Origin of the sequence: Luteibacter yeojuensis (genome assembly GCF_000964085.1) — a bacterium.
Lineage (GTDB): Bacteria > Pseudomonadota > Gammaproteobacteria > Xanthomonadales > Rhodanobacteraceae > Luteibacter > Luteibacter yeojuensis_A.
This window is the reverse complement of sequence record NZ_JZRB01000001.1, coordinates 136,384-159,484: the sequence shown is the minus strand read 5'-3', so window position 1 is coordinate 159,484 and position 23,101 is coordinate 136,384. Positions and strand designations below refer to the sequence as shown.

The window sequence follows — 23,101 nt, the reverse complement described above, 5'->3', positions numbered from 1 at the left end:
GAACGCCGCGCAGTGTGCGCCTGTCGGGCGAGGTTGTCCAGTTCGGTGGAGATCGGCGCAGTTCGCCGTAGATCGCGACTTTCCACACGGTACCGTATGGTCCGCCACGAAAGGTAGGAGCGCGCTTGCGCGCGATCGCGCGCAAGCGCGCTCCTACACCGCGAAGAGTTTCTTCCAGCCCTCAAGCCCCAGTTTCTCAAGCGTCTCCATGTTCGCCTCGAAGATCTTCGACGCATCCGGGAACGCCGCCACCGCCTTGTCGATGCTGGCCTCGCGCAGCAGGTGCAGGGTGGGGAAGGGCGAGCGGTTGGTGTAGTTGGTGATGTCGTCGGGGGCGGTGCCCTCGAACTGGAAATCGGGGTGGAAGCTGGCGACCTGGATCTCGCCCTCGAGCGCGAGGTCGGCCACCGTATCGTCGGCCACCTCCAGGAACTCGTTGAAATCCATGAAATCGGCGAGGACGCCCGGGTGGATCAGCAGCGTGGTGTCGACCTGCTCGGCGTTCGTATCGCGCAGCAGCTCGAGCTCGCGCACCAGGTCCTCGTGCAACTGCAGCGGCTGGGTGGCATCGCTCACCACGTAGCGCACCTGCCCCTTCTTGTGCACGGCCTTGGCAAACGGGCACAGGTTGAGGCCGATGACGGCACGTTCGAGCCAGTTCCGCGTGGCATCGATGGCTTCGTCGTGGGTGGGTATGGGGGTCATGCGGGTTCCGGGAGGGCTCAGGGCGCGAGCCATCCAGCGAGCTCCTGTTCGCTGAACGTGCCCATCTTGCGGCGGAGGATACGCCCATCCTCGCCCACCAGGACGCTGTAGGGCAGCACCTGGTGCAGGTTGCCGAACGACAGCGAGCCGCCCGGGGCATCGCTGGCACCCACCACGATGGGGTACCCCACGGGGTGGGCGCGGAGGTGCGCGCGAACGGCTGGCGCGGTGTCCTCGGCCACGCCGATGATGGCTACGTTGCCACCGGCATGGGCTTTCGCAGCGGCGCCCAGCAGCGGCGTCTCGCGCTGGCACGGTGCGCACCAGGTGGCCCAGAAGTTGATCAGCACTTTCTTGCCGCGCCAGTCGGCCAGCCGGCGCGGCTGGCCATCCACGCTGAGCCAGGTGGCCGGCGGGGCCATGTCGCCCACGCCGGCGATGCGGACGCCATCCACTTCGGCCGGGTGCTCGCGACGGTGCTCCACCCACAGGCCCACCGACGCGGCGGCGACGGCCAGCAGCACGAACCAGAAGGTGGGGCCCCGCGTCATGTGCCCGCGGCGGCCTCGAGCGCCTGGCGCACGTTGTCCTGGGTGAGCACCGTGGAGAGCTTCTTACCGTCGCCGCCACCCTTCGGGTACACCACGTAAAGCGGCACGCCCACCGAGTGGTACTGCTCCAGGAACGCGGCGATGGTGGCGTTTACGTCGGTCCAGTCGCCCTTCATGTAGACGGTGCCGGTCTTCTTCAGCAGGTCGCGGAACGTATCGGTATCGAGCACGGCGCGCTCGTTGGCCTTGCAGGTGATGCACCAGTCCGCCGTCATGTCCACCAGCACCGGGGTACCGGCGGCGCGCAGTTCGGCGAGTTTCTCCGGCGAATACGGCACCGAGCCATCGGTAGCCACCGCCGTGTTGGTGTTGGCGGGCAGGCCATGGACGGTCCAGAGGGCCGCGGCGGCGCCGATGGCCAGCACGGCGGTGAACACCCACGACAGGCGGCTGCCGCCGCGGCTGCGGCCGTACCACCACAAGGCCATGGCCACCAGCACGCCACCGGCCAGCACCAGCGCGGCGGCATCGGCGCCACGCTGCTTGGTGAGCACCCACAACAGCCACACAGCGGTGAGGTACATGGGGAAGGCCAGGGCCTGCTTCAGCGTCTCCATCCAGCGACCCGGGCGCGGCAGCATGCGCGCCACGGCGGGCACGAAGCCCATCAGCAGGAAGGGCAGGGCGAGGCCCAGGCCGAGCGCGATGAAGATGAGGAAGGCCACGTAGAGCGGTGCCGCGAAGGCGAAGGCGATGGCCGAGCCCATGAAGGGCGCGGTGCAAGGGCTGGCCACGACCACGGCCAGGACGCCGGTGAAGAAGTCGCCCGTGGGGCCCGAGCGCGAGGCGAGGCCGCTACCGACGTTGCCCAGCGAACCGCCTACCTCGAAGACGCCCGACATCGACAGGCCAATGGCCAGCATGACGTAGACCAGCACGCCCACGATGACCGGCTGCTGGAACTGGGCGCCCCACTGCAGGCCATGGCCGGCGGCGCGGATGCCCACCACCACGAGGCCGAGCACGGCGAAGGCCAGCATGACGCCGGCGGTGTACCACAGCGCGTGCTTGCGGGCCGCGGCCGGGCTCTCGCCGCTTTCCAGTACCGTGATGGCCTTCAGCGACAGCACCGGCAGCACGCAGGGCATGAGGTTGAGGATGAGGCCGCCCAGCAGGGCCAGGCCGATGGCGGCGATGAAGCCCACCTTTTCGGCGCCGCCCGGCATCAGGTCGGCCGGCGGCGGCGTGGGGGCGACCTCGGCTGGCGCAGCCTTGGCAGCCCCGGCGGGGGCGGTTTCGCCCGCGCTGCCGATCGTGACCGCGCCCGAGGCCAGATCGGCCGTGAGGTGGCGGGTCATCACCGGGTAGCAGATGCCATTCTCAAGGCAGCCCTGGTAGGCGATGTCCAGCTCCACCTTCTTCGACGGGTCGGCGCCGTTGAGCGGCACCGGCACTTCCACCTGGTCGAAATACACGATGGTGTCGCCGAAATGCTCGTCGTGGTGCGCCGTGCCGCTCGGCCAGTCGGGCTCGCCCGCGGTAACCCCTGCCGGCGAGCTGACCTTGATCTCGGTCTTGTCGCGGTAGAGGTAATAGTCCTTCGGCATGGTCCAGCGCAGCAGCAGGGTCTTGCCGTCTTTCGCCAGGGCCTCGAAACGGAACGCCTGGTCGGCCGGCAGGGCCTGTGCATCGGTGCCACCCGGGGTGGCGGCGGGGGCGCCCAGCAGCGCGGCGCCGCTGGCCTGGCCGGCGGGGGCGGCCGGCGCCTTCTCGGTCGGGATAGTGGAGGCGGCGCCGATGGTGAGCTTCAGGTGCTCGGTGTTCGGCGGGTAGCAGATCTTGGGCTCCACCTCGTGGCAGCCCTGGTACTGCACGTCGAGGGCCAGCACTTTGGTCGCGGCGTCGGCCAGGGTGTAGGGCACGGTGGCCTCGATGTCGCCGTGGTAGATCTCCACGTCGCCGAGGTACTCGTCGTGCTTCTTGATGCCGTCGGGCAGGGAGGGCTCGCCCAGCTTCACCGCGCCGGCATCGGCCGTCTTGATCTTGATGCGGCCGCGGTACAGGTAATAGTCCGGCGCGATGCGCCAGTGCAGCTTCACCATGCCGGGCTGGCTCGCGTCGGTGGTGAGGTGGAACGCCTCGGTCACCGGCAGCAGGTTGTCGTCGTCCTGCGCCAGGGCGGGCAGGGCGAACAGGCTCAGGCAGGCCAGGGCGGCCAGGTTTCGCATCAGGCGGGCGAACGACAGCATGGTGGCTCCGTGGATCAGGGCGTCGGTGAGTATGACCGGGCCAGCGCGGTTTGGCTTGCATCGCACTTTTTTGAACCGCCAGCCCTTGAACGTTTTGCCAACGACGCCACATCTGGGCCATCCATGGCTCTTCCGATTCGGGGCGTGCTTTGGCTAAACTTCTGGCACTCACCCTGGCCAAGTGCTAACAGGGTGGCCATTTTCCCTTGTACAACAAACACCTGCTTGGAGTAGTCATGAGCAAGCTGCGCCCCCTGCACGACCGCGTCATCGTCAAGCGCCTCGAAGAGGAGCGTATCTCGGCCGGCGGCATCGTCATCCCCGATAGCGCCACCGAGAAGCCCACCCGCGGCAAGGTCATCGCCGCCGGCAACGGCCGCATCCAGGAAGACGGCAAGGTCCGTCCGATGTCGGTCAAGGAAGGCGACACGGTGCTGTTCGGCAAGTACGCCGGCCAGGAAATCAAGATCGACGGCGAAGAGCTGGTCTTCCTGAAGGAAGACGACATCGTGGCGGTGATCGAGGGCTAAGAGCGTAAAGCGTCAGTAGTGCATCGTTAGCTGCCGACGCTTCGTCCTGGTCCCTCCCTCTTACTTACTCTTCACTCTTTACTCTTAACGCTTTCAAGGATTTTGTCTCATGGCTGCTAAAGAAGTCCGCTTCGGCGAAGACGTCCGCGCCCGCATGCTGAAGGGTGTGAACACCCTCGCCAACGCCGTCAAGGTCACGCTCGGCCCGAAGGGCCGCAACGTCGTGCTCGAGAAGAGCTTCGGTACCCCCACCGTCACGAAGGACGGTGTCTCGGTCGCCAAGGAAATCGAGCTGGCCGACAAGTACGAGAACATCGGCGCCCAGATCGTGAAGGAAGCCGCCTCGAAGACCTCCGACGTGGCCGGTGACGGCACCACGACGGCCACCGTCCTCGCCCAGGCGTTCATCCAGGAAGGCCTCAAGGCCGTCGCCGCCGGCATCAACCCGATGGACCTCAAGCGCGGCATCGACCAGGCCGTCGTGGCCGCCGTCGGCGAGCTGAAGTCGCTGTCGAAGCCCACCGCCGACGACAAGGCCATCGCCCAGGTCGGCACCATCTCGGCCAACTCCGATGCCGACATCGGCGAGATCATCGCCAATGCCATGAAGAAGGTTGGCAAGGAAGGCGTCATCACGGTCGAAGAAGGCTCGGGCCTCGAGAACGAACTCGACGTCGTCGAGGGCATGCAGTTCGACCGCGGCTACCTGTCGCCGTACTTCATCAACAACCAGCAGTCGCAGCAGGTTGAGCTGGATGACCCGTTCATCCTCATCCACGACAAGAAGATCTCGAACGTCCGCGAGCTGCTCCCGGCGCTCGAAGCCGTCGCCAAGGCCGGCAAGCCGCTGCTGATCGTGGCCGAGGAAGTGGAAGGCGAAGCCCTGGCCACCCTCGTCGTGAACACCATCCGTGGCATCGTCAAGGTCGCCGCCGTCAAGGCGCCGGGCTTCGGCGATCGCCGCAAGGCCATCCTCGAAGACATCGCCATCCTCACCAATGGCGTCGTCATCTCCGAGGAAGTGGGCCTGCAGCTCGACAAGGCCACCATCAACGACCTGGGCCGCGCCAAGCGCGTCGTCATCACCAAGGAAAACACCACCATCATCGATGGTGCCGGTGAAGCCGAGAAGATCCAGGCGCGCATTGGCCAGATCAAGGCGCAGATCGAAGAGACCTCGTCCGACTACGACCGCGAGAAGCTCCAGGAGCGCGTGGCCAAGCTGGCCGGCGGCGTGGCCGTCATCAAGGTCGGTGCCGCCACCGAAGTCGAGATGAAGGAAAAGAAGGCGCGCGTCGAAGACGCCCTGCACGCCACCCGTGCAGCCGTCGAAGAAGGCGTGGTCCCGGGCGGCGGCGTCGCCCTCATTCGTGCGCTCAAGGCCCTCGACGGCCTCAAGGGCAAGAACCCGGACCAGGACCTCGGCATCGCCATCACCCGCCGCACGCTCGAAGCCCCGCTGCGCGCCATCGTCACGAACGCCGGCGAAGAAGCCTCGGTCATCGTGAACAAGGTGAAGGAAAACAGCGGTAACTTCGGTTACAACGCCGCCACGGGCGAGTTCGGCGACATGATCGCCTTCGGCATCCTGGACCCGACCAAGGTCACCCGTTCGGCCCTGCAGTACGCTGCCTCGGTCGCCGGTTCGATCATCACCACCGAAGCCGCGGTCACCGAAGTGCCGAAGAAGGACGACGGCGCGGCCCACGGTGCCCCGGGTGGCATGGGCGGCATGGGTGGCATGGACTTCTAAGTCCTCGTCACACATTCGCCGTTTCGATGAAGGAGTCCTGCGCGAGCAGGGCTCCTTCATTCGTTTTGCGATGCGGAATTGTCCGCTTTTCTCAAGTCGTCCGAAATTCTCAAGCCCGTTGACGGAACGTCTTTCAATCTAGAAGGGAACCAACATGCTTACTTGCCGCTTCCGCCTGAACGATTTACCCATTAGTGCCATCTCGCTCGGAGCGAGCCATTACCCTGCGTTCTCTGGCGAGGACCAGCATGTCAACAGCCAACTACATCAATGCATGCCAAATGGACCGATACCCAAAGGTACCTACTACATCGTCGACCGTGAGTCGGGTGGTCGACTGGGTTCGCTGAGGGATAAGGTCACCAAGGCCGAATGGTGGTTCGCGCTATACGCCGATGACATCAAGATCGATGACGAAGTGTTCTGCGACCGTGTGCTGCGCGGAAAGCTTCGCCTGCATCCAGCGGGGTGGTCGGGCCGCAGCGCCGGTTGCGTGACCTTGCCCTTCATGCACGACTTCCTGCAGCTCCGGCAAGTCTTACTCTCGCAAACGATGGTCGAAGTGCCTTGCTCCGACATGCGGGCCTATGGCCAGCTCATCGTTTCATGAAGTGCGTTCTGACAGTCCTGGGCTGGGCGTCGTGGCTCGTGGTCACTAGCCTGGCCCTCATCACGCTTGAGGGAATCATCGAGGTAAGCGACATCCCGCCCCGCAGCACGATCGTGGAAGCGCTTGGTGGTTACGATAGCGGAGCCGTGTCAGACCGCAGCGATGCATCCCTGCTTGCGTGGGCATGGGAACGAATTCTTTCGGTTCATCTGGGGGCATACATCGTATGGCGTGCGGTAAAGGCCACGCTATTGCGCTGAACCGCGGATCGAGAGGGTCAAGCCGCTCAGTGCTGTTTCCGATGCATGGTAGAGCATCGAGAGACCCTACCCTGCGTGACTGAAGGCCCCTCCGTCAGGCAAACATTCCACGATGGTGTCGACCATTTCCCCCACGGTGTCGCATGTCGCGCCGTCAGGCAGGGGGCGTGCGCCGGTAGCGGCACACATTTCGGCGTATATCGTCTTGAGCGTACCCACAGGTACCTTCAGGTCGATGAAATGCGTATCTACATCGATAACAGGAAGGTTCAACGATGCATACGTTTTATTAGCGACCATCCTGATGATTTCGTCTCTGGTCATTTCAATTCTCCTCGTCCTACGTATCCGCTTCGTGCGCTACACAGCGTGCCGCCGTGTCACTAGCGAAGCAAGTCGAATCGGTATGAAGAATATGCACCGCCATTCGCATGTTCTTGACTCTTGTCACCTTTCCTCTCGCGAAGAAAGGCATGCGGTAGCGCAGGATCCTCCTGCTTGTGTTTCACGATACCGGGCGTGTGGACTCGGCGGCGGGTGGGGCTCTGGGGCCGACATGAGCGGAGGGCCGCGCAACATCACGTCATGGCGTTAGCGGGGCTACGGCCCGGTCCGTAGGTCCGCGACTGGCGGCCCCAGGGCCCCGCCCGCCGCCGACTTGCCAAACGCCACCAGCCTATAGCGGCGCAAGCCGCTGGTTACACGCATTCGCATACGCGAATGAACCGGCGCACTGGCGCGAGACAGCAACTGACCTGTGCAGTGCTCGAGGAACCAAAAAAAGGCCTGCGCAAACAGAACAAAAAAGGAGCGCGCTTGCGCGCGATCGCGCGCAAGCGCGCTCCAACAGGGTTAGTAGGAAATCGTCGCCGACGTGGCCGTCGTGTTGAGCCCGTAGTTGCACTGCGGGTCCACCTTCGACGTATCGCCGCCCTGCCAAGGTGGGTTCGCCACGCGGTTGTTGTCGCGGTCGTACACCTCGATATCGTGGAAGGTGATGGGGCCGCCGGGGTACTCCCCACACGTACTCACGTTGTAGACCTCCAGCACGCCGCCGAACACCCAGTTGAGGTCGGCGTACGGGTCGGTGCTAAGCGAGCTGGTCTGGCCCGTGGTGGTGTTGCGCGAATCGATCTTCCACGTATCGCACGCCACGCCCGCCGCGCAGGTGGAATACGTATCGCCCACGACGTTATCACCCTCGTTGGCCGGCACCGGGTCACTGTGGAACGTCGTGCCGTCGACACAGCAGTTCCAGCTCGCGAGCGTCCACTTCTTGTCGCTGTAACCGTTCCACCCAAGCACGGGCTGCAGGATCGACTTCACGTCGGGCAGCTGTTCCAGGCCGGGGAAGAAATAGATGACCTGGTCATCCTGCGTGGTCGGCGCGCTTGGCACGGTCCACGTGGCCACGATGCGGCCAATGGGTTTGTCGCTGGAATAATTGGCTGACTGCACCCAGCCGGTCTGTTCCGGCGGCGGCGTGCCCTTCGCGCGCAGCGTGACCTGGCCGTTGGGTTCGACGCGGTCGCCACGGAGGTTGAAGTTGGCCTTGCCACATGTAGCCGGCTTTTCAACGGCGCCACTGGCATGGCGGATAAGGCCATCCTTCTGCAGCTTGTCGCCGGCATGGATGGTGGCGACGCAATCCGGCGAGAAGTAACCGTTGGGGGTGACGACGAAATCGTCGGGTACGCCCGCAGGCTTTGCGCCAGGCGGCAACGTGCCCACGCGCGTGAGTTGCAGGGTGGGTGGCGCCGCTTGTGCCTGTGGCGCCTGCGCCGCCAAGGCGGCGACGGAAAGGGAGAGCATGGCCGCGATGATGCCCGTTTGCGCTACGACCCTTGCGAGTGAAGCGAACCTCTTCATGCGTACGACTCCTGCGTTGGGAAGGATGTCGTCCTTGGAGCGTCGGTACACACCGGCGCAGCCCCCTGCACCTCCCACCGCGAATGGCGATGGAAGGTGCAGGCTAGTGGCGGGGGATATCGTGTTCTGTGACCTGCGTGGCAAACGCGGCACGCGTGCCGCGGAAGTATGGACGTCTGTTTACTGCCGCACGCCGGCGGCCGCGGCGTCTTCCTGATCACCGCCCTGCCGCGCCATCATCGATGTGTCGAGCGGCGTGTACTGCGCCACCATGGGGCCGAGCTTGTTCTTCATGCGCAGCATGGCCACGTTGCCCATCGAGACATCGGTGTACTTGAGCTGTGCGTCCTCGCTTGTCTCCGGCGCGTCGGGCGCGCGCGTCAGCGCGGCGAGCTGCGGTGCGACCACCTGCGTGAGCGCGTAGTAGGCGTCATCATGCACGCCAGCCTGTTCCATCAGGCGGCCAGGCAACATCCACGCGGCAAGGTCGTCGTGGCGCGGTGCCGGGCCGTCGCCATGCGCATCGATAAGGATGTACGGCACCGTCTGCGTAAGCATGTCGCGGCCGTTGGTGAAGCCGGCCTTTGCGTAGGTTTCGGTCAGGGCCGGCAGGTGGTCGCCGTAGAACAGCAGAAGCGTGGGGCGCTCGCGCTTCTTCAGCAGATCGGCCAGGCGGCCCAGTTCCGCGTCGGCATGGCGCATGTGATAGACGTAGTTGCGCAGTTGCAGTTTCGCATCGTCGCTGATGCCGTCAGGCACGGCGATCGCATCACGCTCCGCGGTGTTGGCGATGGTCGACTTATCGTACGGGCCGTGCGCCTCCATGCTGATGGCGAAGACGAAGCGCGGCGGGCCGTCGTTCTTCAGCTGCGCCATGATCTCGTCGGTCATGGCGCTGTCGGGCATGTATTCGCCGTTCTTCGTCGCGTTGGCCGGGAAATCCTTCTGCGACACGAACCGGTCGAAGCCCAGCGCGCGGAACGCGGCCGTGCGGTTCCAGAAACCCGGGTCGTTGCCGTGCACGGCAACGGTCTCATAGCCGTGCGCGCGCAGCGCGCGGACCATGCCCGGCATGACCCCCGCATGCATCTGCAGGTAGGGGAACTGCATGGTGGGGAAATAGCGCAGCGACAGGCCGGTCAGCACTTCGAACTCAGTACGGATGGTGCCGCCGCCATAAGTGGGTACATGCAGCTGGCCGAAGCTGGCGTGTTTGGCCAGGCGGTGCAGGTTCGGCGCGAAGTCCTGCTCCTGCAGGCCCTTGATCACCGACGGGTCGAAGAACGATTCGCTCTGGACAATGACGATATCGGGCGTCTGGCGTGTGTTGGCGGCGGCGTCGGCCATGTGCTGGCGCAACGCGCCATCGGTGCTGGCGATAAAGCGGCTGGCTTCGCCCGCATCGGCCTTCGTCTTCTTGCCCGCGTTTTGCAGGCGGAATTGCATGAGCGTGGTGACCACGCCGTTGTAGCCGGCATTGGACGCGGCCGACCAGGGCTGCATCCCGAGCCGGTCCTTGTCGTACATGTGCGCCCACGCCGGCAGGCCGGCGAACAGCGTACCGATGAGGGCGACCAGCGCCACGCCGCTGGCGAGGCGGCGGCCATGCGTGCGGCGGGCAAACAGGGGCGGCTCGTACTTCGCGAGCAGCACGATGAGCGCGATGGTGGCGGCGATGGCGAGGTAGGGCAGCGGGTTCGTCGGCAGGTACCCGCCCAGCAGGTGCAGGCCGCCGTTCTTCAGCTGGCCGACCATGCGGAAATCGGCGGGCAGCAGCGGTGACCCGAGGTTCTTCATCTTGATGGCGCTGACCGCGAGCACGATGCCCTGGGCCAGGAACGCCAGTGCGAACGAGAGGAGGGCGCGGCGGGTCAATACCAGCAGCAACATGGCGCACAACAGCGCCGGGAAGGCGTTGGCGAACAGGTGCCATGGCCGGTCCGCCCACTCGGCAGACGCCACGCCCGGGTTGCCATCGAGGAAGCCGGTGTAGAGGACAAAAACGACCGCCAGGGCCACCGGGAGGATGACCTTGGCCGCTGTGCCGCGCCAACCCGTTGAATTACCTTTCATAAGCGCCTCGTGTCACGCCCCTGTAGCGAGGGGACGAGGACTGTAACGCGCCTGACATGAACCAGTTGTCAGGTAAATCCACGTTGTTCCATGCGATCTTTCGCATACTTATGCCGAAAACGGCTGCAAACGGCGCCACTGCGCGCTTGTGACCATGTCAGGCAGAATGACCGTCCCATGAATGATCCTTCCCCGATCCCCGCCGAGAGCGCCGAGCTGAGAGCGCTCATCGACCAGCGTTACGCGGACGTGATGGCTGCGTGCCGCGCCGCGCGTATCCCGCTTCACGACGATGCGGGTGTCGCCGAACGCGTCCGCCGCACCTTGCTCGCGTCGGACTTCGCCTACGATGTGCTGCGACGGCAGCCCGAGCTGCTGGCGCCCGCCGGGCTCGAGCGCCTGCGGGCCAACGGCGATGCCTCCACGCGCGGCGCCACGCTGGATCTGCCGGGAGACGAGAACCGCTGCATGGCCGTCCTGCGCCGGTTCCGCCACGCCGAGGCGGTGCGCATCGTCTTCCGCGATGTCAACGGGCTGGACGATATCGACGAAACGCTTTCGTCCACGAGCGCGTTGTACGAGACCCTCCTGGCCGAGGCACTGCGGTGGTCGGAAACCGCCATGCGCGCCCGCTATGGCACGGCGCGCGACCCCGCTGGCAAGGAGCAGCGCATGGTGGTGCTGGGCTTTGGCAAGCTTGGCGGCAACGAACTCAATTTCTCGTCCGACATCGACCTGGTGCTCGCCTATGCATCGGGTGGCGACACCGATGGTTCCCGGCCGCTCGACAACGGTGAATACTTCGTTCGCGAGGGCCGGCAGCTGGTGCGCCTGTTGGCCGAGCCCACCGTCGACGGCATCTGTGCCCGCGTCGACCTGCGCTTGCGGCCCTTCGGCAATGCGGGGCGCCTGGCGCTGCCGTTCACGTCCATGGAGCAGTACTACCAGCGCGAAGGCCGCGACTGGGAGCGCTACGCGTGGATCAAGGCGCGCCCGGTGGCGGGCGACCGCACCGCTGGCCGCGAACTGCAGGACATGCTGCGGCCCTTCGTGTACCGCCGCTACCTCGATTACACGGCGTTCGCCGGCCTGCGCGAGATGAAGGCACTGATCGATGCCGAAGTGGCGCGCAAGGATCTCGCCGGCAACCTCAAGCTGGGCCCCGGCGGCATCCGCGAGATCGAGTTCGTGGTGCAGCTGACCCAGATGATCCGCGGTGGCCGCGACCCCGCGTTGCGGGTCCGTGGCCTGCTGCCGGCGCTGCGCGCGTGCGAGTCGCGCGGCTATATCCCCAGGGCACGCGCGAAACTGCTCCGGGAGGCCTACGTATTCCTGCGCCGCCTTGAGAACCGCGTGCAGATGCTGCGCGACGCGCAGACGCACGATATCCCCGACGATGCCCTGTCGCGCGAGCGCCTGGCGCTCGGCCTCGATTTCCCTTCGTGGGAGGCGCTGGCCACCGACCTGGCGAAGCACCGTACGGCGGTCTCGGCGGAATTCGCGGAGGTGCTGGTGCCACAGGGCGGCCAGACCGCCTCCGCGCCAGCCGCCGATATCGAGCTTTGGCAGGCGGCACGCGATGAGTCGCTGTCGGCGGAAACCATGGAAGCCTCGGGCTTCGTCCCGGGTGCCGAGGCGGCCGCCGAACTGGGCAAGCTGCCGCAGGCGGCCGCGGTGCGCTCCATGTCCGCGCGCTCGTCCGAGCGGCTCGAGCGGCTCATGCCCCAGCTCATCGCGGCCGCGCGCGCGAGCGCCGCACCCGTGTCGAGCCTGTTGCGGATGGTCCGGCTGGTGCAGGCCGTGGCGCGACGCTCGTCGTACCTTGCGTTGCTCGACGAGCAGCCGAGCGCGCGCCGGCGTGTCGCGTCGGTATTCGCCGGCAGCGCGTTCCTCGCCGAGCGAGTCATCGCTCAGCCGTTGTTGCTCGACGATGTGCTCGACCCGCGCATCGACCAGCTACCTTTGAAGCGGGCTGACATCACCGCCGAAATCGTGCGGTCCCTGGGCACGCTCGATGAGCGCGACGCGGAGCGCGAGCTGGAGCGCATCAACGAATTCCGCTCTAGCATTGCGTTCCGCCTCGGCCTTGCGTTCAGTGACGGGCGCGCCGATGCGACGGCCACGGCGCGCCGGTTGGCGGGCCTGGCGGAGGCGGTCATCGGCGCGGTGCTGGCGCTGGCCGCGCGCGAGATGACGTCGCAGCACGGGCGCTTGCCCGGCGAGGGCATGGGCTTCGCCGTGCTCGGGTACGGCAGCCTCGGTGGCGAGGAACTCGGGTTCGCGTCCGATCTCGACCTGGTCTTCGTCTACGACGGCAAGCGGGCGAATGCGACCAGCGATGGTGCGCGCCCCGTGGATGGCACCCGCTGGTACCAGCGGCTCGCCCAGCGCGTCATGCACTGGCTCGGCGCCCAGACACACGCGGGCAAGCTCTATGACGTCGACACCCGCCTGCGCCCCGATGGCTCGAAGGGCCTGCTGGTCGCCAGCGTGGATGCGTTCGAGGCCTACCAGCGCGATCGCGCATGGACATGGGAACACCAGGCGCTGCAGCGCGCGCGCTTCGTCGCGGGCGACGCGGCGGTGGGCCAGGGCCTGGAGCGGGTGCGCCGCGACATCCTGGGTGCAGCGCGCGACACGGCGCGCGTGCTGGCGGAGGTCGGTGCCATGCGGGCCCGCTGGCGCGCGGAGCGCGACCGCTCGGACGCCTCTCAGTTCGATCTCAAGCAGGGCAGGGGCGGCCTCATCGACATCGAGTTCGCGCTGCAGGGCATGGTGCTTGCCCACGCCGCGGAGCAACCCGGCATCCTGCACACCACGGCCAACAGCGTGCTGATCGACGAACTGCGCGTGGCGGGCCTGCTGACCCAGGCCCAGGCCGATACGCTGCACGTGGCCCACGCCGACCTCCTCCAGATGGGGCTCACCTGCACGCTCGACCTGCGCCCACGGCTGGCAAGGCGCACGGCGGCGCTTGATGCGCTCTGCGTCGCCGTCACCCACGTGATCACCGAACTGGGCTTCGATTTCGGCGAAAAGGCTGCCAGCGAGGCCAAGGCTGTCTGAACCGGCGCGGCGGCGCTATGCTGTCCGGCCGACCAAGGACGCCCACCGCACGATGACCCGACTGCCGCTCCTGATCGACACCGACCCGGGTGTCGACGATGCCCTCGCCATCCTCATGGCCCACGCCCACACCGACGTCGCCGCCCTCACGGTGGCCGCCGGCAACGTCGGCCTGAAGCACACCGTGCGCAATGCGCGCACGTTGGTGGACCTGGTCGGCGCGGCCACGCCGGTCTTCGCGGGTTGCCCCTCGCCGCTGGTGCGCGCGCCGGAAGAAGACGCGGCGTTCGTGCACGGCGAGGACGGCTTCGGCGACGTGGGCTTCCCCGAGCCCACGCACCCGGCCGAAGCCGAGCATGCGGCGCTCGCCATCATCCGCCTCACCAACGAGCGCCCTGGCGAGCTCACCCTGGTGGCGCTGGGCCCCCTGACCAACCTCGCCCTGGCCGTACGCCTCGACCCCACGCTGCCTCGGCGGATGAAGCGCCTGGTCATCATGGGTGGTGCGGTCACCGGCCATGGCAACACGGGCAAGGTGCCCGCGGAATTCAACATCGGCTTCGACCCGGAGGCTGCGCACGTGGTGTTCGAGTCGTTCGACATGTTCGATCTGGTCGACTGGGAGGCCACGGTGCGCCATGCCTTCCCTGATGCCATCTACGAAGGCTGGGTGGCCTCGGGCGACAAGCGCGCGGCGTTCTTCCACGACGTGTTCGGTACGGCCCGCAAGTTCAACGCCGAGCACGAGCGCACCGGGTTCATCGCCGCTGATGCCCTGGCCATGGCCGTGGCGCTCGACCCGGGCATGGTCACCCGCGCCGAGACCCGGCATGTGGCGATCGAACTGGATGGCCGCCTGACGCGGGGCGCCACGGTCGTGGACTGGCATAACCGTCTGGGCGGCAAGGCCAATGCGCGGATCGTGCTCGAGGTGGACCAGGGGCGGTTTGGGGAGTTGATCGCCGGGGCGCTCGGGGTGGGGTGAGGTAGCCCCGTCGCGCGCAAGCGCGCTCCCACAGGGGGTGCGCTGGGTTGTGGGGCTGGTTGCGGAGTGACCGGCCCCGGGCTACAATGCCGCTCTTTTCACCCCGCCATTCCAAGAAGTCGCTGCTATGAAAGAAAACATCCATCCGAAGTACCAGCCGGTGGTCTTCCAGGACCTGTCGTCCGATTTCGCGTTCCTTACGCGCTCGACCATGTCCTCGAAGGAAACCGTGAAGTGGGAAGACGGTAACGAATACCCGGTCATCAAGCTGGATATCACCAGCCACTCGCACCCGTTCTACACGGGCAAGCAGAAGACCCTCGACGTGGGCGGCCGCGTCGACAAGTTCCGCCAGCGCTACGGCAAGAAGTAAGCCGTAGCGGTCCGCGCGCCGCCTGCGGGGTGGCGTTTCGCGAGGATAGAAAGACACGGGGCGAGCCCTTGGCTTGCCCCGTGTCTTTTTGCGTGCGCGCTTTTAACCTGGCTCGAACGGACGTTCGACGGGGCTATGTGCGATAATGGGGAACTTTACGGCCCTCCCCGCGGCCGCATGTTCCATTCCCCAATACGCGCTGCAAAAGCTAAGAAGGAGCTCGCCGTGTCCGACGCCAAAACCGTCAAATTGGTCGATGAATCCAACAAACCCGTGAGTGAACTGCCGGTCATCGGCGGCACCCTGGGCGCCGAGTGCGTCGACATCGGCACGCTCTACAAGGATACGGGCTACTTCACGTACGACCCGGGCTACGGCAGCACCGCCAGCACCAAGAGCGCCATCACCTACATCGACGGCGACAAGGGCATCCTGCTGTACCGCGGCTACCCCATCGAGCAGCTGGCCGAGAAGTCCACCTTCCTCGAAACCTCGTACCTGCTGCTCAACGGCGAGCTGCCGACCAAGCCGCAGTTCGAGAAGTTCTCGAACGACATCACGCACCACTCGATGATGCACGAGAACCTTAAGGACTTCCTCAAGGGCTTCCACCATAACGCGCACCCGATGGCCATGCTCGCCGCGTCGGTGGCGTCGCTCTCGGCGTTCTACCACGACGACCTCAACGTCGAGAACCCCGACGACCGCAAGCTGGCCGCCATCCGCCTTATCGCGAAGATGCCGACCATCGCTTCGGCCATCTACCGCCACAGCATCGGCTGGCCGAACCGCTACCCGCGCAACAACCTCGAGTACGTCACCCGCTTCCTGCACACCATGTTCGAGGTGCCGAGCGAGGCGTACCACGTGAACCCGGTGGTCGCGAAGGCGCTCGACCTGCTCTTCATCCTGCACGCCGACCACGAACAGAACGCTTCCACGTCCACGGTGCGCCTGGTGGGCTCCACCGGTGCGAACCCGTACGCGTCCGTTGCCGCCGGCATCACCGCCCTCTGGGGCCCGGCCCACGGCGGCGCCAACGAGGCCGTGCTGCTGCAGCTCGAAGAAATCGGCACCGCCGACAAGGTCGAGACCGCCGTCAAGCGCGCGAAGGACAAGAACGATTCGTTCCGCCTCATGGGCTTCGGCCACCGCGTGTACAAGAACTTCGACCCGCGCGCCAAGATCATCCGCGAGGCGTGCCACAACGTGCTCAACGAGCTCGGCGTGAACGATCCGCTGCTTGAAGTGGCCATGAAGCTCGAAGAGGCCGCGCTCAAGGACGATTACTTCGTCGAGCGCAAGCTCTACCCGAACGTCGACTTCTACTCGGGCATCATCTACAAGGCGCTCGGCATCCCCACCGAGATGTTCACCGTCATGTTCGCCATCGCGCGCACGTCCGGCTGGATCTCGCACTGGATCGAACAGCACGAAACCCCGGGGTCGCGCATCGGCCGCCCGCGCCAGATCTACACCGGCGCGGATGTCCGCGACTACGTCGGCACCGACAAGCGCTAAGTAAAAACCATGTGGAGCGCGCTTGCGCGCGATGGGGTTGCGGCAGGCACCCATCGCGCGCAAGCGCGCTCCCACAGTTTTTTAATTACACGCTTTTAGCTGTTGAATGCCGCGATGTCTTCCTCGGCCAGCAGTTCCTGCACCATGACCCGCGTGGCGCGGCGCATGGGGCGTTCGTCCACCCTATCGAGCGGGGCCTGGCGTAGCGCATCCAGCGGCAGCACGGTGATATCGAACGGGATGCCGTCGGCACCGAACAGCAGCACGGTATGTTCGCTCTGGTCGCTGTTCGACCAGCGCAGGCGGCGCGTCTGTGTTTCCAGCGGGATGCCCTGTTCCTGCAGGAACAGCCCCGGGGCCTCCGGGTCGTCGCTGTAGACATGCAGGCAAACGGCGGAATGTTCGTCGGCCGTGCCCTCCAGCACCGCGCCCACCAGCCGTGAATCGAATGAGCGGAGGAAGCGCATCGCTTCTACCGCGGCCTCACGGCGCGCCCGAAGGGCCTGGGGCTGCGTATCGCCGTGGAAGATGCGCTGGTGCTCACGCAGCGCATCCTCGATCTCGTTGTTACGGGGCAGCGCCTGCGTATCGACGATGCCGAGCCGCTCGGCGGCTTTCAGTTTCGCGTGGTGGAAGTCGCGGATGCCATGTTCGCTCATCAGGCGCGCCGCCTCCTGGGCGACGAGGACGCGGTTGCGCTGCGTCCTGTCCTGGGCGTGGATCCGGTGGTGTTCGCCTCGTGCCATGACTTACCCCCAAGTGGTGATAAAGCGTGTACGTCAGAAGATGTCGTAGGCGTGGTCCTGCTGTTCCTCCTGCTGCTTCTGTTGCGCCTGTTCGCGGAGGCGGTCGACATCCTCCACCTTCATGATTTCGTTCATGCCGCCCGGCGAGGGCAGGCCGGACGCCGGGTCGATCTGCACGGTGGCGATGCCCGGCGGCATGCCCAGCGTATGCGAAGGCTTGTCCTTCAGCACGGCCCCCATGTAATCCATCCAGATCGGCAGGGCGGCCTTGGCGCCGAACTCGCCGCGGCCCAGCGAGCTGAAATCGTCGAAGCCCACCCACACGGCCGTCGAAACATCGCCGTTGAAGCCGACGAACCAGGCATCGCGGTGGTCGTTGGTGGAGCCTGTCTTGCCCGCGATATCGTCGCGGCCCAGCGCGCGCGCCGCCGCGCCGGTGCCGCGCTTGACCACGTCCTGCATCAGCGAGGTGACCAGGTAATCGTTGCGCACGTCGATGACATGCGGGGCTAGCTTGGGCGCCTGCGCCGTGTTGTCGTGCGCATCGGCCGGCAGCACGGCATCGCCCGTGCCGGTATCGCCGGCGCTGCTGGCCGCGGCCGGCTTGGCCGGGATCAGCGCCGTGCTGGGCTGGTTCGGCGGCCCGGGCGGCGTCGGGTTGAGCAGGCGTTCCTGGCAATCCGCGCAGGCACGTTCCGGGTTCGCCACGTACACGGGGTTGCCGTCGCGGTCGTCGATGCGCCCGATGAAGTACGGGGTGACCAGGTAGCCGCCGTTGGCGAACACCGCATAGCCACGCGCCATGGCCATGGGCGAAACAGAGGCGGTGCCAAGCGCGAGCGAGAGGTTCTGCGGCAGCGCATCGGGCGTGAAGCCGAAACGGGTCATGTAGTCGCGCGCATAGCGCACGCCGATGGCATCGAGCAGGCGCACCGACACCAGGTTCTTCGACTGCACCAGGGCCTCGCGCAGGCGCATCGGGCCGCTGAACTTGTTGTCGTCGTTGGCCGGGGTCCACACGCCATCGGGGCGGCTGGGGTCGGGGAACGCTACCGGTGCGTCGTTGACGATGGAGGCCGGCGTGAAGCCGCGCTCGAACGATGCCGAGTACAGGTACGGCTTGAAGCTGGAACCCGGCTGGCGGGCGGCCATGACCGCGCGGTTGAACTTCGAGCGCGCGAAGCTGAAGCCACCCACCAGGGCGCGCACCGCGCCGTCTTCCGGGTCGATGGACACGAGCGCCGCCTGCACGGCGGGGATCTGCGTGAGGCGCCACGGCCCCTTGTTGGATTCGGGCTTGGCTTCGGTGGTGGTCGCGGCGGTATCCGACGCCTTGGCGTCCTCGGAGATATCGTCCTTCTCGCTGCGGATGAGCCGCACCACGTCGCCGCGCTTCAGCACGGCATCAACACTCTTCGGCGCCGCGCCGGCGCGGCCCTCGTTGACGTACGGCCGGGCCCAGGCGATGGATTCCAGGCTGATCGTGGCCGATTCCTTCGCGTTGATGTACACGGTGGCCTCCTTGGCACCGGTCGCCGTGACGATACCCGGCATCATGCCCGCCACCGGCGTGTAGCTGGCGAGAACGCGGTCGAACTCATCCGGGCCGGCACCGGCCGGCAGTTCCTCGTGGCCCTCGGGGCCGCGGTAGCCGTGGCGGCGGTCGTATGCCGAAAGGCGGCCGCGCAGCGCATCGTTGGCGGCGGCCTGGCTCTCGCTGGGTACGGTGGTGTGCACCACGTAGCCCTCGGTGAGCGCATCGTTGCCGAGCTTCTCGAGCACTTGCTGGCGCACCATTTCGGCAAGGTAAGGCGCATCGACCTCGATCTGCTGCTCGTGCGGGTACGCGTCGTTCGGCTCCTTGATGGCCTCGTCGTACTCCGGCTGCGTGATGAAGCGATTGGCCAGCATCTGGCCCAGCACCCAGTCACGGCGCGCGATCATGCGCTTGGGGTTGTTGAGTGGGTTGACCACGGAAGGCAGCTGGAACGTCGACGCGATGGTGGCGGCCTGGGCCACGGTGAGCTGGTCGAGGGTCTTGCCGTAGTAGTACGACGCGGCGGCGGCAACGCCGTACGCGCGGTGGCCGAGGAACATCTTGTTGAGGTAAAGCTCGAGGATCTGGTCCTTGCTGAGCTCGTTCTCCATGCGCAACGCGATGAACATTTCCGTCAGTTTGCGCGAATATAGCTTCTCCGGACTGAGGAAGAAGTTGCGCGCCACCTGCTGGGTGATGGTGGAGCCGCCAGGGCCCTTGTCGCCGCCCGAGACGATGACATGGATGCCCGCGCGGGCGATGCCGTGCCAGTCGATGCCGGGGTGGCTATAGAAATCGCCATCTTCTGCCGATAAGACAGCATTCTTGAGGCGTGCCGGCACATCGGCGATGCGCACCGGGATGCGTCGGGTTTCACCGAAGGACGCGATCAGGCGGCCATCGGCGCTCAAAACGCGCAGCGGGACCTGCATGTGGTAATCGCGCAGCACCGCCACGGATGGCAGGCGCGGGGCCAGTAGCCAGTAGGCGACGCCGATGGCGCCGGCCACGAACAGGATGCCGGCCAGGGCCAGGTAGAGCGCGATACGGAGCAGACGCTTGAGGATTCGCATGGAAGGGGAGGGGTCACCGCCGTCTAGGTCGTGGCGGAGTATAGAGCCTCGCCACCCCGTGGGACGGGTAGGCGGGGTTCGACGGGGTGTGAAGGGGGGACGCTAACCCAGCGTCAGGATTTGTGAATTAGTGCCGATACAGGCTCAGGCAGGCCGTTGCTAATCCGTTAAGTTTTAGATCTAATGCCCTCGCGCCGAAGACCAAATTCCGACAAGGCGCGGGGAAGGGGGACACAGTGGGGCTCTTTACACCCAAAGCGGCGCCGTTGATCGGTGTCGACATCAGCTCGACCGCAGTTAAGCTGCTGCAGCTCAGCGAGGCAGGTGGGCGCTATCGCGTCGAACACTATGCCGTGGAGCCGTTGCCGCCCAACGCCGTCGTCGAAAAGAACATCGTCGAGGTCGAGGCAGTCGGCGAAGCCATCCGCCGTGCCCTCGCGCGCTCCGGCGCCAAGGTGAAGCACGCCGCGGCGGCCGTCGCAGGCTCGGCGGTTATTACCCGGATCATTCCCATGTCGGCCGACCTCTCCGAGGACGACCTCGAGGGCCAGATCCAGGTCGAGGCCAACCAGTACATTCCCTACCCGATCGAGGAAGTCAGCCTCGATTTCGAGGTGCTGGGCCCCGTCCGCGACAACCCGGAGATGAACAACATCCTCCTCGCGGCCTCGCGCACCGAGAACGTCGACATGCGCATCGCCGCGCTCGACCTGGGTGGCCTTGCCGCCCGGGTCATCGACGTCGAGGCCTTCGCCATGGAGAACGCGTTCGCCATGGTGGCCGACCAGCTGGCGGTCTCCCGCGACGCCCTGGTGGCGGTGGTCGACATCGGCGCCACCATGACCACCCTGGCCGTGCTGAAGAACCAGCGCACCATCTATTCCCGCGAGCAGGTCTTCGGTGGCAAGCAGCTCACCGACGAGATCATGCGCCGCTACGGCCTCTCCTACGAGGAGGCCGGCCGCGCCAAGCGCAAGGGCGGCCTGCCCGAGTCGTACGAAATGGAGGCCCTCGAGCCGTTCAAGGAATCGCTGGTGCAGCAGGTGAGCCGCCTGCTCCAGTTCTTCTTCGCCGGTAGCGAGTACAGCCGCGTCGACCAGGTGGTGCTGGCCGGCGGCTGCGCCTCCATCGATGGCATCACCGACATCCTCGAGCAGCAGCTGGGCGTGCCCTGCGTGGTGGCCAACCCGCTCGCGCGCATGTCGCTGTCCAGCAAGGTCCAGGCACAGACCCTCGCCCAGGACGCCCCCGCGCTGATGATCGCCGTCGGCCTGGCCCTGCGGAGCTTCGACTGATGGCACGGATCAACCTACTCCCCTGGCGCGCCGAACGCCGCAAGCTGCGCGAACGCGAGTTCTACATGCAGCTGGGCATGGCGTTCGCGGCCGCGCTCGTCGTCCTCATCGCCTGGTCCTACTGGATGGGCGCCCGCGTCGATAACCAGAACGACCGCAACACCTACCTGCAGGGCGAGATCAAGCAGCTGGACGACCGCATCGCGAAGATCAAGGACCTTGAAAAAGTCCGCGCGGGCCTGCTCCAGCGCAAGCAGATCATCGAGCAGCTGCAGGCCAACCGGTCGCAGATGGTCCACCTGTTCGACGAACTGGTGAAGACCATCCCCGCCAGTGCCCGCCTGGGGTCCATGAAGCAGTCGGGCGATTCGATGTCGCTTGATGGCGTGGCGCAGTCGAACTCCAGCGTGGCCGAGTACATGCGCAATATCGAGGCCTCGCCGTGGATGGGCCACGTCGACCTGCGCAAGACCGAGAACACGCACGAAGACCAGCGCATGCCGTACACGTTCGGCGTCGACGTGAAGCTCAACACGCCGAGCACGGATGGCCCCGCCCCGTCGTCGTCGGTCGCCCCGGCCCCTGCCAGCACCGCCGCGGCCGCCGTGCCTGCGCCGCTGGCGACAGCCGCCAGGGCGGTGTCGGGCTCGCCCGCACCCGCGCCGGCAGGCTCGGCGCGTCCCGCCGCGGCGCCTGCCCCGGCCATGGCCCCGCCGTCGACCGCCGCCGCCCCGGCAGGAGCCAAGCCATGAGTTTCGTCCAGGATCTGCGCAACCTCGACCGCAACAACGTGGGTGGCTGGCCCAAGTCGGTGAAGATGTTCTTCACCGGCCTGGTGTTCGTCATCGTCGTCGCCATTGGCTGGTACGTCGAAATCAGCGGCCAGCAGGACGAGCTGGCGGCCGCCGAGCAGAAGGAAGACGCGCTCAAGGCCGAGTTCTCACAGAAGCAGGCCAAGTCCGCGAACCTCGAGGCACTCGAGCAACAGCTCGCCGAGATGCAGGACATGCTGCGCCAGCTGCTCCGCCAGCTGCCCAGCAAGACCGAAATGCCTGCCCTTCTTGTCGATATCTCGCAGACGGCCCTCGCCGCGGGCCTCGAGCCTGATGTGTTCCAGCCGGGCCCCGAGACGCCGAAGGATTTCTACGCCGAGCGCCCGATCACGCTGCGCATGGTGGGTACCTACCACCAGTTCGGCACCTTCATCAGTGGCGTGGCCTCGCTGCCCCGCGTCGTTATCCTGACGCTGCACGACGTCTCGCTGCAGCCGAAGGACAAGGGCACGGGCCAGCTGGTGCTGCAGGGCACCGTCAAGACCTACCGCTATCTCGAAGACGACGAGCAGCAGACCAACGCGCCGGCAGGGGGTGCCAAGTGACCAGCGCCCGCCACACCCACCTCCGCCTCGCGGCGGCTGGCCTTGCCCTCGTGGCGCTGGCCGGCTGCACGCGCGGCCAATCCGACCTTCGCGACTGGGTTGACGCCGAGAAACACAAGAAGGGCGAACCGATCCCGCCGCTGCCGGTGATCCGTACCTTCGAGACCTTCGCCTACCAGGACCAGTCGGCCCGCGACCCTTTCAGCCCCAGCACGGCGGAATTGGACAATGCGGCGTCGAGTGGCCCCCGCCCGGATGAGAACCGGCCGAAGGAACCCCTCGAGATGTTCTCGCTCGATACCTTGAAGATGGTTGGCACGCTCGGTGCAGGCAATAACCTGGAAGCGTTGGTGAAGGATCCCGGGGGGGTCATCCATCGCATCCATCGCAATGAGTACATGGGGCAGTCGTACGGCCGTGTCACGGCCGTGGGGGAAGACCGCATCGATCTGGTCGAGCTGGTGCCCAATGGCAACGGCGGCTGGATGGAGCGTCCGGCAAGCATCGCGGTCAGCGACAAATAAGAA

At 66.2% G+C, this 23,101-nt stretch carries 19 protein-coding genes; 11 read left to right on the top strand and 8 right to left on the bottom strand.

Annotated elements, in window-relative coordinates; genetic code table 11:
• Positions 1 to 153 precede the first annotated feature (153 nt).
• The 3 genes from VI08_RS00690 to VI08_RS00680 are packed head-to-tail and all read right to left on the bottom strand — an operon-like array spanning position 154 to position 3,505.
• Entirely contained in the window at positions 154 to 705 is a 552-nt protein-coding gene (locus VI08_RS00690; protein WP_045827600.1) for a DUF1415 domain-containing protein, read from the bottom strand.
• 17 nt (positions 706 to 722) lie between these two features.
• Positions 723 to 1,256, bottom strand: a complete 534-nt coding sequence (locus VI08_RS00685) for a TlpA family protein disulfide reductase (RefSeq protein WP_045827599.1) — start codon at positions 1,254 to 1,256, stop codon at positions 723 to 725.
• Positions 1,253 to 3,505: a protein-disulfide reductase DsbD family protein gene (locus VI08_RS00680; RefSeq protein ID WP_045827598.1), complete on the bottom strand. Its 2,253-nt coding sequence runs from the start codon at positions 3,503 to 3,505 to the stop codon at positions 1,253 to 1,255. The genes VI08_RS00685 and VI08_RS00680 overlap by 4 nt, the downstream gene beginning before the upstream one ends.
• A gap of 236 nt (positions 3,506 to 3,741) precedes the next feature.
• Here VI08_RS00680 and groES point away from each other — a divergent pair, with 236 nt between their 5' ends.
• From groES to VI08_RS00665, 3 genes are all read left to right on the top strand, one after another.
• Entirely contained in the window at positions 3,742 to 4,035 is a 294-nt protein-coding gene (gene groES / locus VI08_RS00675; RefSeq protein WP_045827597.1) for a co-chaperone GroES, read from the top strand.
• A 109-nt stretch (positions 4,036 to 4,144) separates the two neighbouring features.
• The gene (gene groL / locus VI08_RS00670) at positions 4,145 to 5,788 is read left to right on the top strand and encodes a chaperonin GroEL (protein WP_045827596.1); all 1,644 of its coding nucleotides are present in this window, start codon (positions 4,145 to 4,147) and stop codon (positions 5,786 to 5,788) included.
• 154 nt (positions 5,789 to 5,942) lie between these two features.
• Positions 5,943 to 6,398 (top strand): DUF2778 domain-containing protein, encoded by a 456-nt coding sequence (locus VI08_RS00665; protein WP_045827595.1) that lies wholly within the window; start codon positions 5,943 to 5,945, stop codon positions 6,396 to 6,398.
• A 326-nt stretch (positions 6,399 to 6,724) separates the two neighbouring features.
• On the opposite strand, the gene VI08_RS00655 is transcribed toward VI08_RS00665, so the two are convergent.
• From VI08_RS00655 to VI08_RS00645, 3 genes are all read right to left on the bottom strand, one after another.
• On the bottom strand, positions 6,725 to 6,982 hold the full coding sequence (locus tag VI08_RS00655) for a hypothetical protein (RefSeq protein ID WP_045827593.1): 258 nt from the start codon (positions 6,980 to 6,982) through the stop codon (positions 6,725 to 6,727).
• Positions 6,983 to 7,510: 528 nt separating this feature from the next.
• Positions 7,511 to 8,527 carry a hypothetical protein gene (locus VI08_RS00650; RefSeq protein WP_045827592.1) on the bottom strand — a complete coding sequence of 339 codons (1,017 nt, stop codon included), beginning with the start codon at positions 8,525 to 8,527 and terminating at the stop codon, positions 7,511 to 7,513.
• Positions 8,528 to 8,707: 180 nt separating this feature from the next.
• Positions 8,708 to 10,600, bottom strand: coding sequence for an LTA synthase family protein (locus VI08_RS00645; RefSeq protein ID WP_045827591.1), 1,893 nt, complete (start codon positions 10,598 to 10,600; stop codon positions 8,708 to 8,710).
• A 177-nt stretch (positions 10,601 to 10,777) separates the two neighbouring features.
• Between VI08_RS00645 and glnE the strand changes: the two genes are divergently transcribed.
• The 4 genes from glnE to VI08_RS00625 all read left to right on the top strand — a co-directional run bounded on the left by glnE (position 10,778) and on the right by VI08_RS00625 (position 16,545).
• Positions 10,778 to 13,666 (top strand): bifunctional [glutamate--ammonia ligase]-adenylyl-L-tyrosine phosphorylase/[glutamate--ammonia-ligase] adenylyltransferase, encoded by a 2,889-nt coding sequence (gene glnE, locus VI08_RS00640; protein WP_045827590.1) that lies wholly within the window; start codon positions 10,778 to 10,780, stop codon positions 13,664 to 13,666.
• A gap of 52 nt (positions 13,667 to 13,718) precedes the next feature.
• A complete protein-coding gene (locus tag VI08_RS00635) occupies positions 13,719 to 14,651 on the top strand; it encodes a nucleoside hydrolase (RefSeq protein WP_045827589.1) in 933 nt (310 codons plus the stop codon).
• 127 nt (positions 14,652 to 14,778) lie between these two features.
• A complete protein-coding gene (locus VI08_RS00630; RefSeq protein ID WP_045827588.1) occupies positions 14,779 to 15,024 on the top strand; it encodes a type B 50S ribosomal protein L31 in 246 nt (81 codons plus the stop codon).
• Between the two features lie 225 nt (positions 15,025 to 15,249).
• On the top strand, positions 15,250 to 16,545 hold the full coding sequence (locus VI08_RS00625) for a citrate synthase (protein ID WP_045827587.1): 1,296 nt from the start codon (positions 15,250 to 15,252) through the stop codon (positions 16,543 to 16,545).
• Between the two features lie 95 nt (positions 16,546 to 16,640).
• On the opposite strand, the gene VI08_RS00620 is transcribed toward VI08_RS00625, so the two are convergent.
• Both VI08_RS00620 and VI08_RS00615 read right to left on the bottom strand, forming a co-directional pair.
• Complete coding sequence (locus VI08_RS00620; protein WP_045827586.1) at positions 16,641 to 17,291, bottom strand: hypothetical protein; 651 nt, start codon at positions 17,289 to 17,291, stop codon at positions 16,641 to 16,643.
• Positions 17,292 to 17,324: 33 nt separating this feature from the next.
• The gene (locus VI08_RS00615) at positions 17,325 to 19,901 is read right to left on the bottom strand and encodes a penicillin-binding protein 1A (RefSeq protein WP_045827585.1); all 2,577 of its coding nucleotides are present in this window, start codon (positions 19,899 to 19,901) and stop codon (positions 17,325 to 17,327) included.
• A gap of 236 nt (positions 19,902 to 20,137) precedes the next feature.
• On the opposite strand from VI08_RS00615, the gene VI08_RS00610 reads away from it, so the two are divergent.
• Genes VI08_RS00610 through VI08_RS00595 form a run of 4 tightly spaced genes read left to right on the top strand, consistent with a single transcriptional unit; the run spans position 20,138 to position 23,098 of the window.
• Positions 20,138 to 21,196 (top strand): pilus assembly protein PilM, encoded by a 1,059-nt coding sequence (locus VI08_RS00610; RefSeq protein WP_045827584.1) that lies wholly within the window; start codon positions 20,138 to 20,140, stop codon positions 21,194 to 21,196.
• Positions 21,196 to 21,948, top strand: coding sequence for a PilN domain-containing protein (locus VI08_RS00605; protein ID WP_045827583.1), 753 nt, complete (start codon positions 21,196 to 21,198; stop codon positions 21,946 to 21,948). Before VI08_RS00610 ends, VI08_RS00605 begins: the two co-directional genes overlap by 1 nt.
• Complete coding sequence (locus tag VI08_RS00600; RefSeq protein WP_045827582.1) at positions 21,945 to 22,574, top strand: type 4a pilus biogenesis protein PilO; 630 nt, start codon at positions 21,945 to 21,947, stop codon at positions 22,572 to 22,574. Before VI08_RS00605 ends, VI08_RS00600 begins: the two co-directional genes overlap by 4 nt.
• Positions 22,571 to 23,098, top strand: coding sequence for a pilus assembly protein PilP (locus tag VI08_RS00595; protein ID WP_045827581.1), 528 nt, complete (start codon positions 22,571 to 22,573; stop codon positions 23,096 to 23,098). Before VI08_RS00600 ends, VI08_RS00595 begins: the two co-directional genes overlap by 4 nt.
• The last annotated feature ends 3 nt before the right edge of the window (positions 23,099 to 23,101 follow it).

Coding starts and splice junctions, on each gene's coding strand:
- VI08_RS00620 (WP_045827586.1), bottom strand. CDS start 17,291: ATGGCACGAGGCGAACACCACCGGATCCACGCCCAGGACAGGACGCAG.
- glnE (WP_045827590.1), top strand. CDS start 10,778: ATGAATGATCCTTCCCCGATCCCCGCCGAGAGCGCCGAGCTGAGAGCG.
- VI08_RS00685 (WP_045827599.1), bottom strand. CDS start 1,256: ATGACGCGGGGCCCCACCTTCTGGTTCGTGCTGCTGGCCGTCGCCGCC.
- VI08_RS00655 (WP_045827593.1), bottom strand. CDS start 6,982: ATGACCAGAGACGAAATCATCAGGATGGTCGCTAATAAAACGTATGCA.
- VI08_RS00650 (WP_045827592.1), bottom strand. CDS start 8,527: ATGAAGAGGTTCGCTTCACTCGCAAGGGTCGTAGCGCAAACGGGCATC.
- VI08_RS00665 (WP_045827595.1), top strand. CDS start 5,943: ATGCTTACTTGCCGCTTCCGCCTGAACGATTTACCCATTAGTGCCATC.
- VI08_RS00690 (WP_045827600.1), bottom strand. CDS start 705: ATGACCCCCATACCCACCCACGACGAAGCCATCGATGCCACGCGGAAC.
- VI08_RS00645 (WP_045827591.1), bottom strand. CDS start 10,600: ATGAAAGGTAATTCAACGGGTTGGCGCGGCACAGCGGCCAAGGTCATC.
- groL (WP_045827596.1), top strand. CDS start 4,145: ATGGCTGCTAAAGAAGTCCGCTTCGGCGAAGACGTCCGCGCCCGCATG.
- VI08_RS00600 (WP_045827582.1), top strand. CDS start 21,945: ATGAGTTTCGTCCAGGATCTGCGCAACCTCGACCGCAACAACGTGGGT.
- VI08_RS00630 (WP_045827588.1), top strand. CDS start 14,779: ATGAAAGAAAACATCCATCCGAAGTACCAGCCGGTGGTCTTCCAGGAC.
- VI08_RS00605 (WP_045827583.1), top strand. CDS start 21,196: ATGGCACGGATCAACCTACTCCCCTGGCGCGCCGAACGCCGCAAGCTG.
- VI08_RS00615 (WP_045827585.1), bottom strand. CDS start 19,901: ATGCGAATCCTCAAGCGTCTGCTCCGTATCGCGCTCTACCTGGCCCTG.
- groES (WP_045827597.1), top strand. CDS start 3,742: ATGAGCAAGCTGCGCCCCCTGCACGACCGCGTCATCGTCAAGCGCCTC.
- VI08_RS00635 (WP_045827589.1), top strand. CDS start 13,719: ATGACCCGACTGCCGCTCCTGATCGACACCGACCCGGGTGTCGACGAT.
- VI08_RS00680 (WP_045827598.1), bottom strand. CDS start 3,505: ATGCTGTCGTTCGCCCGCCTGATGCGAAACCTGGCCGCCCTGGCCTGC.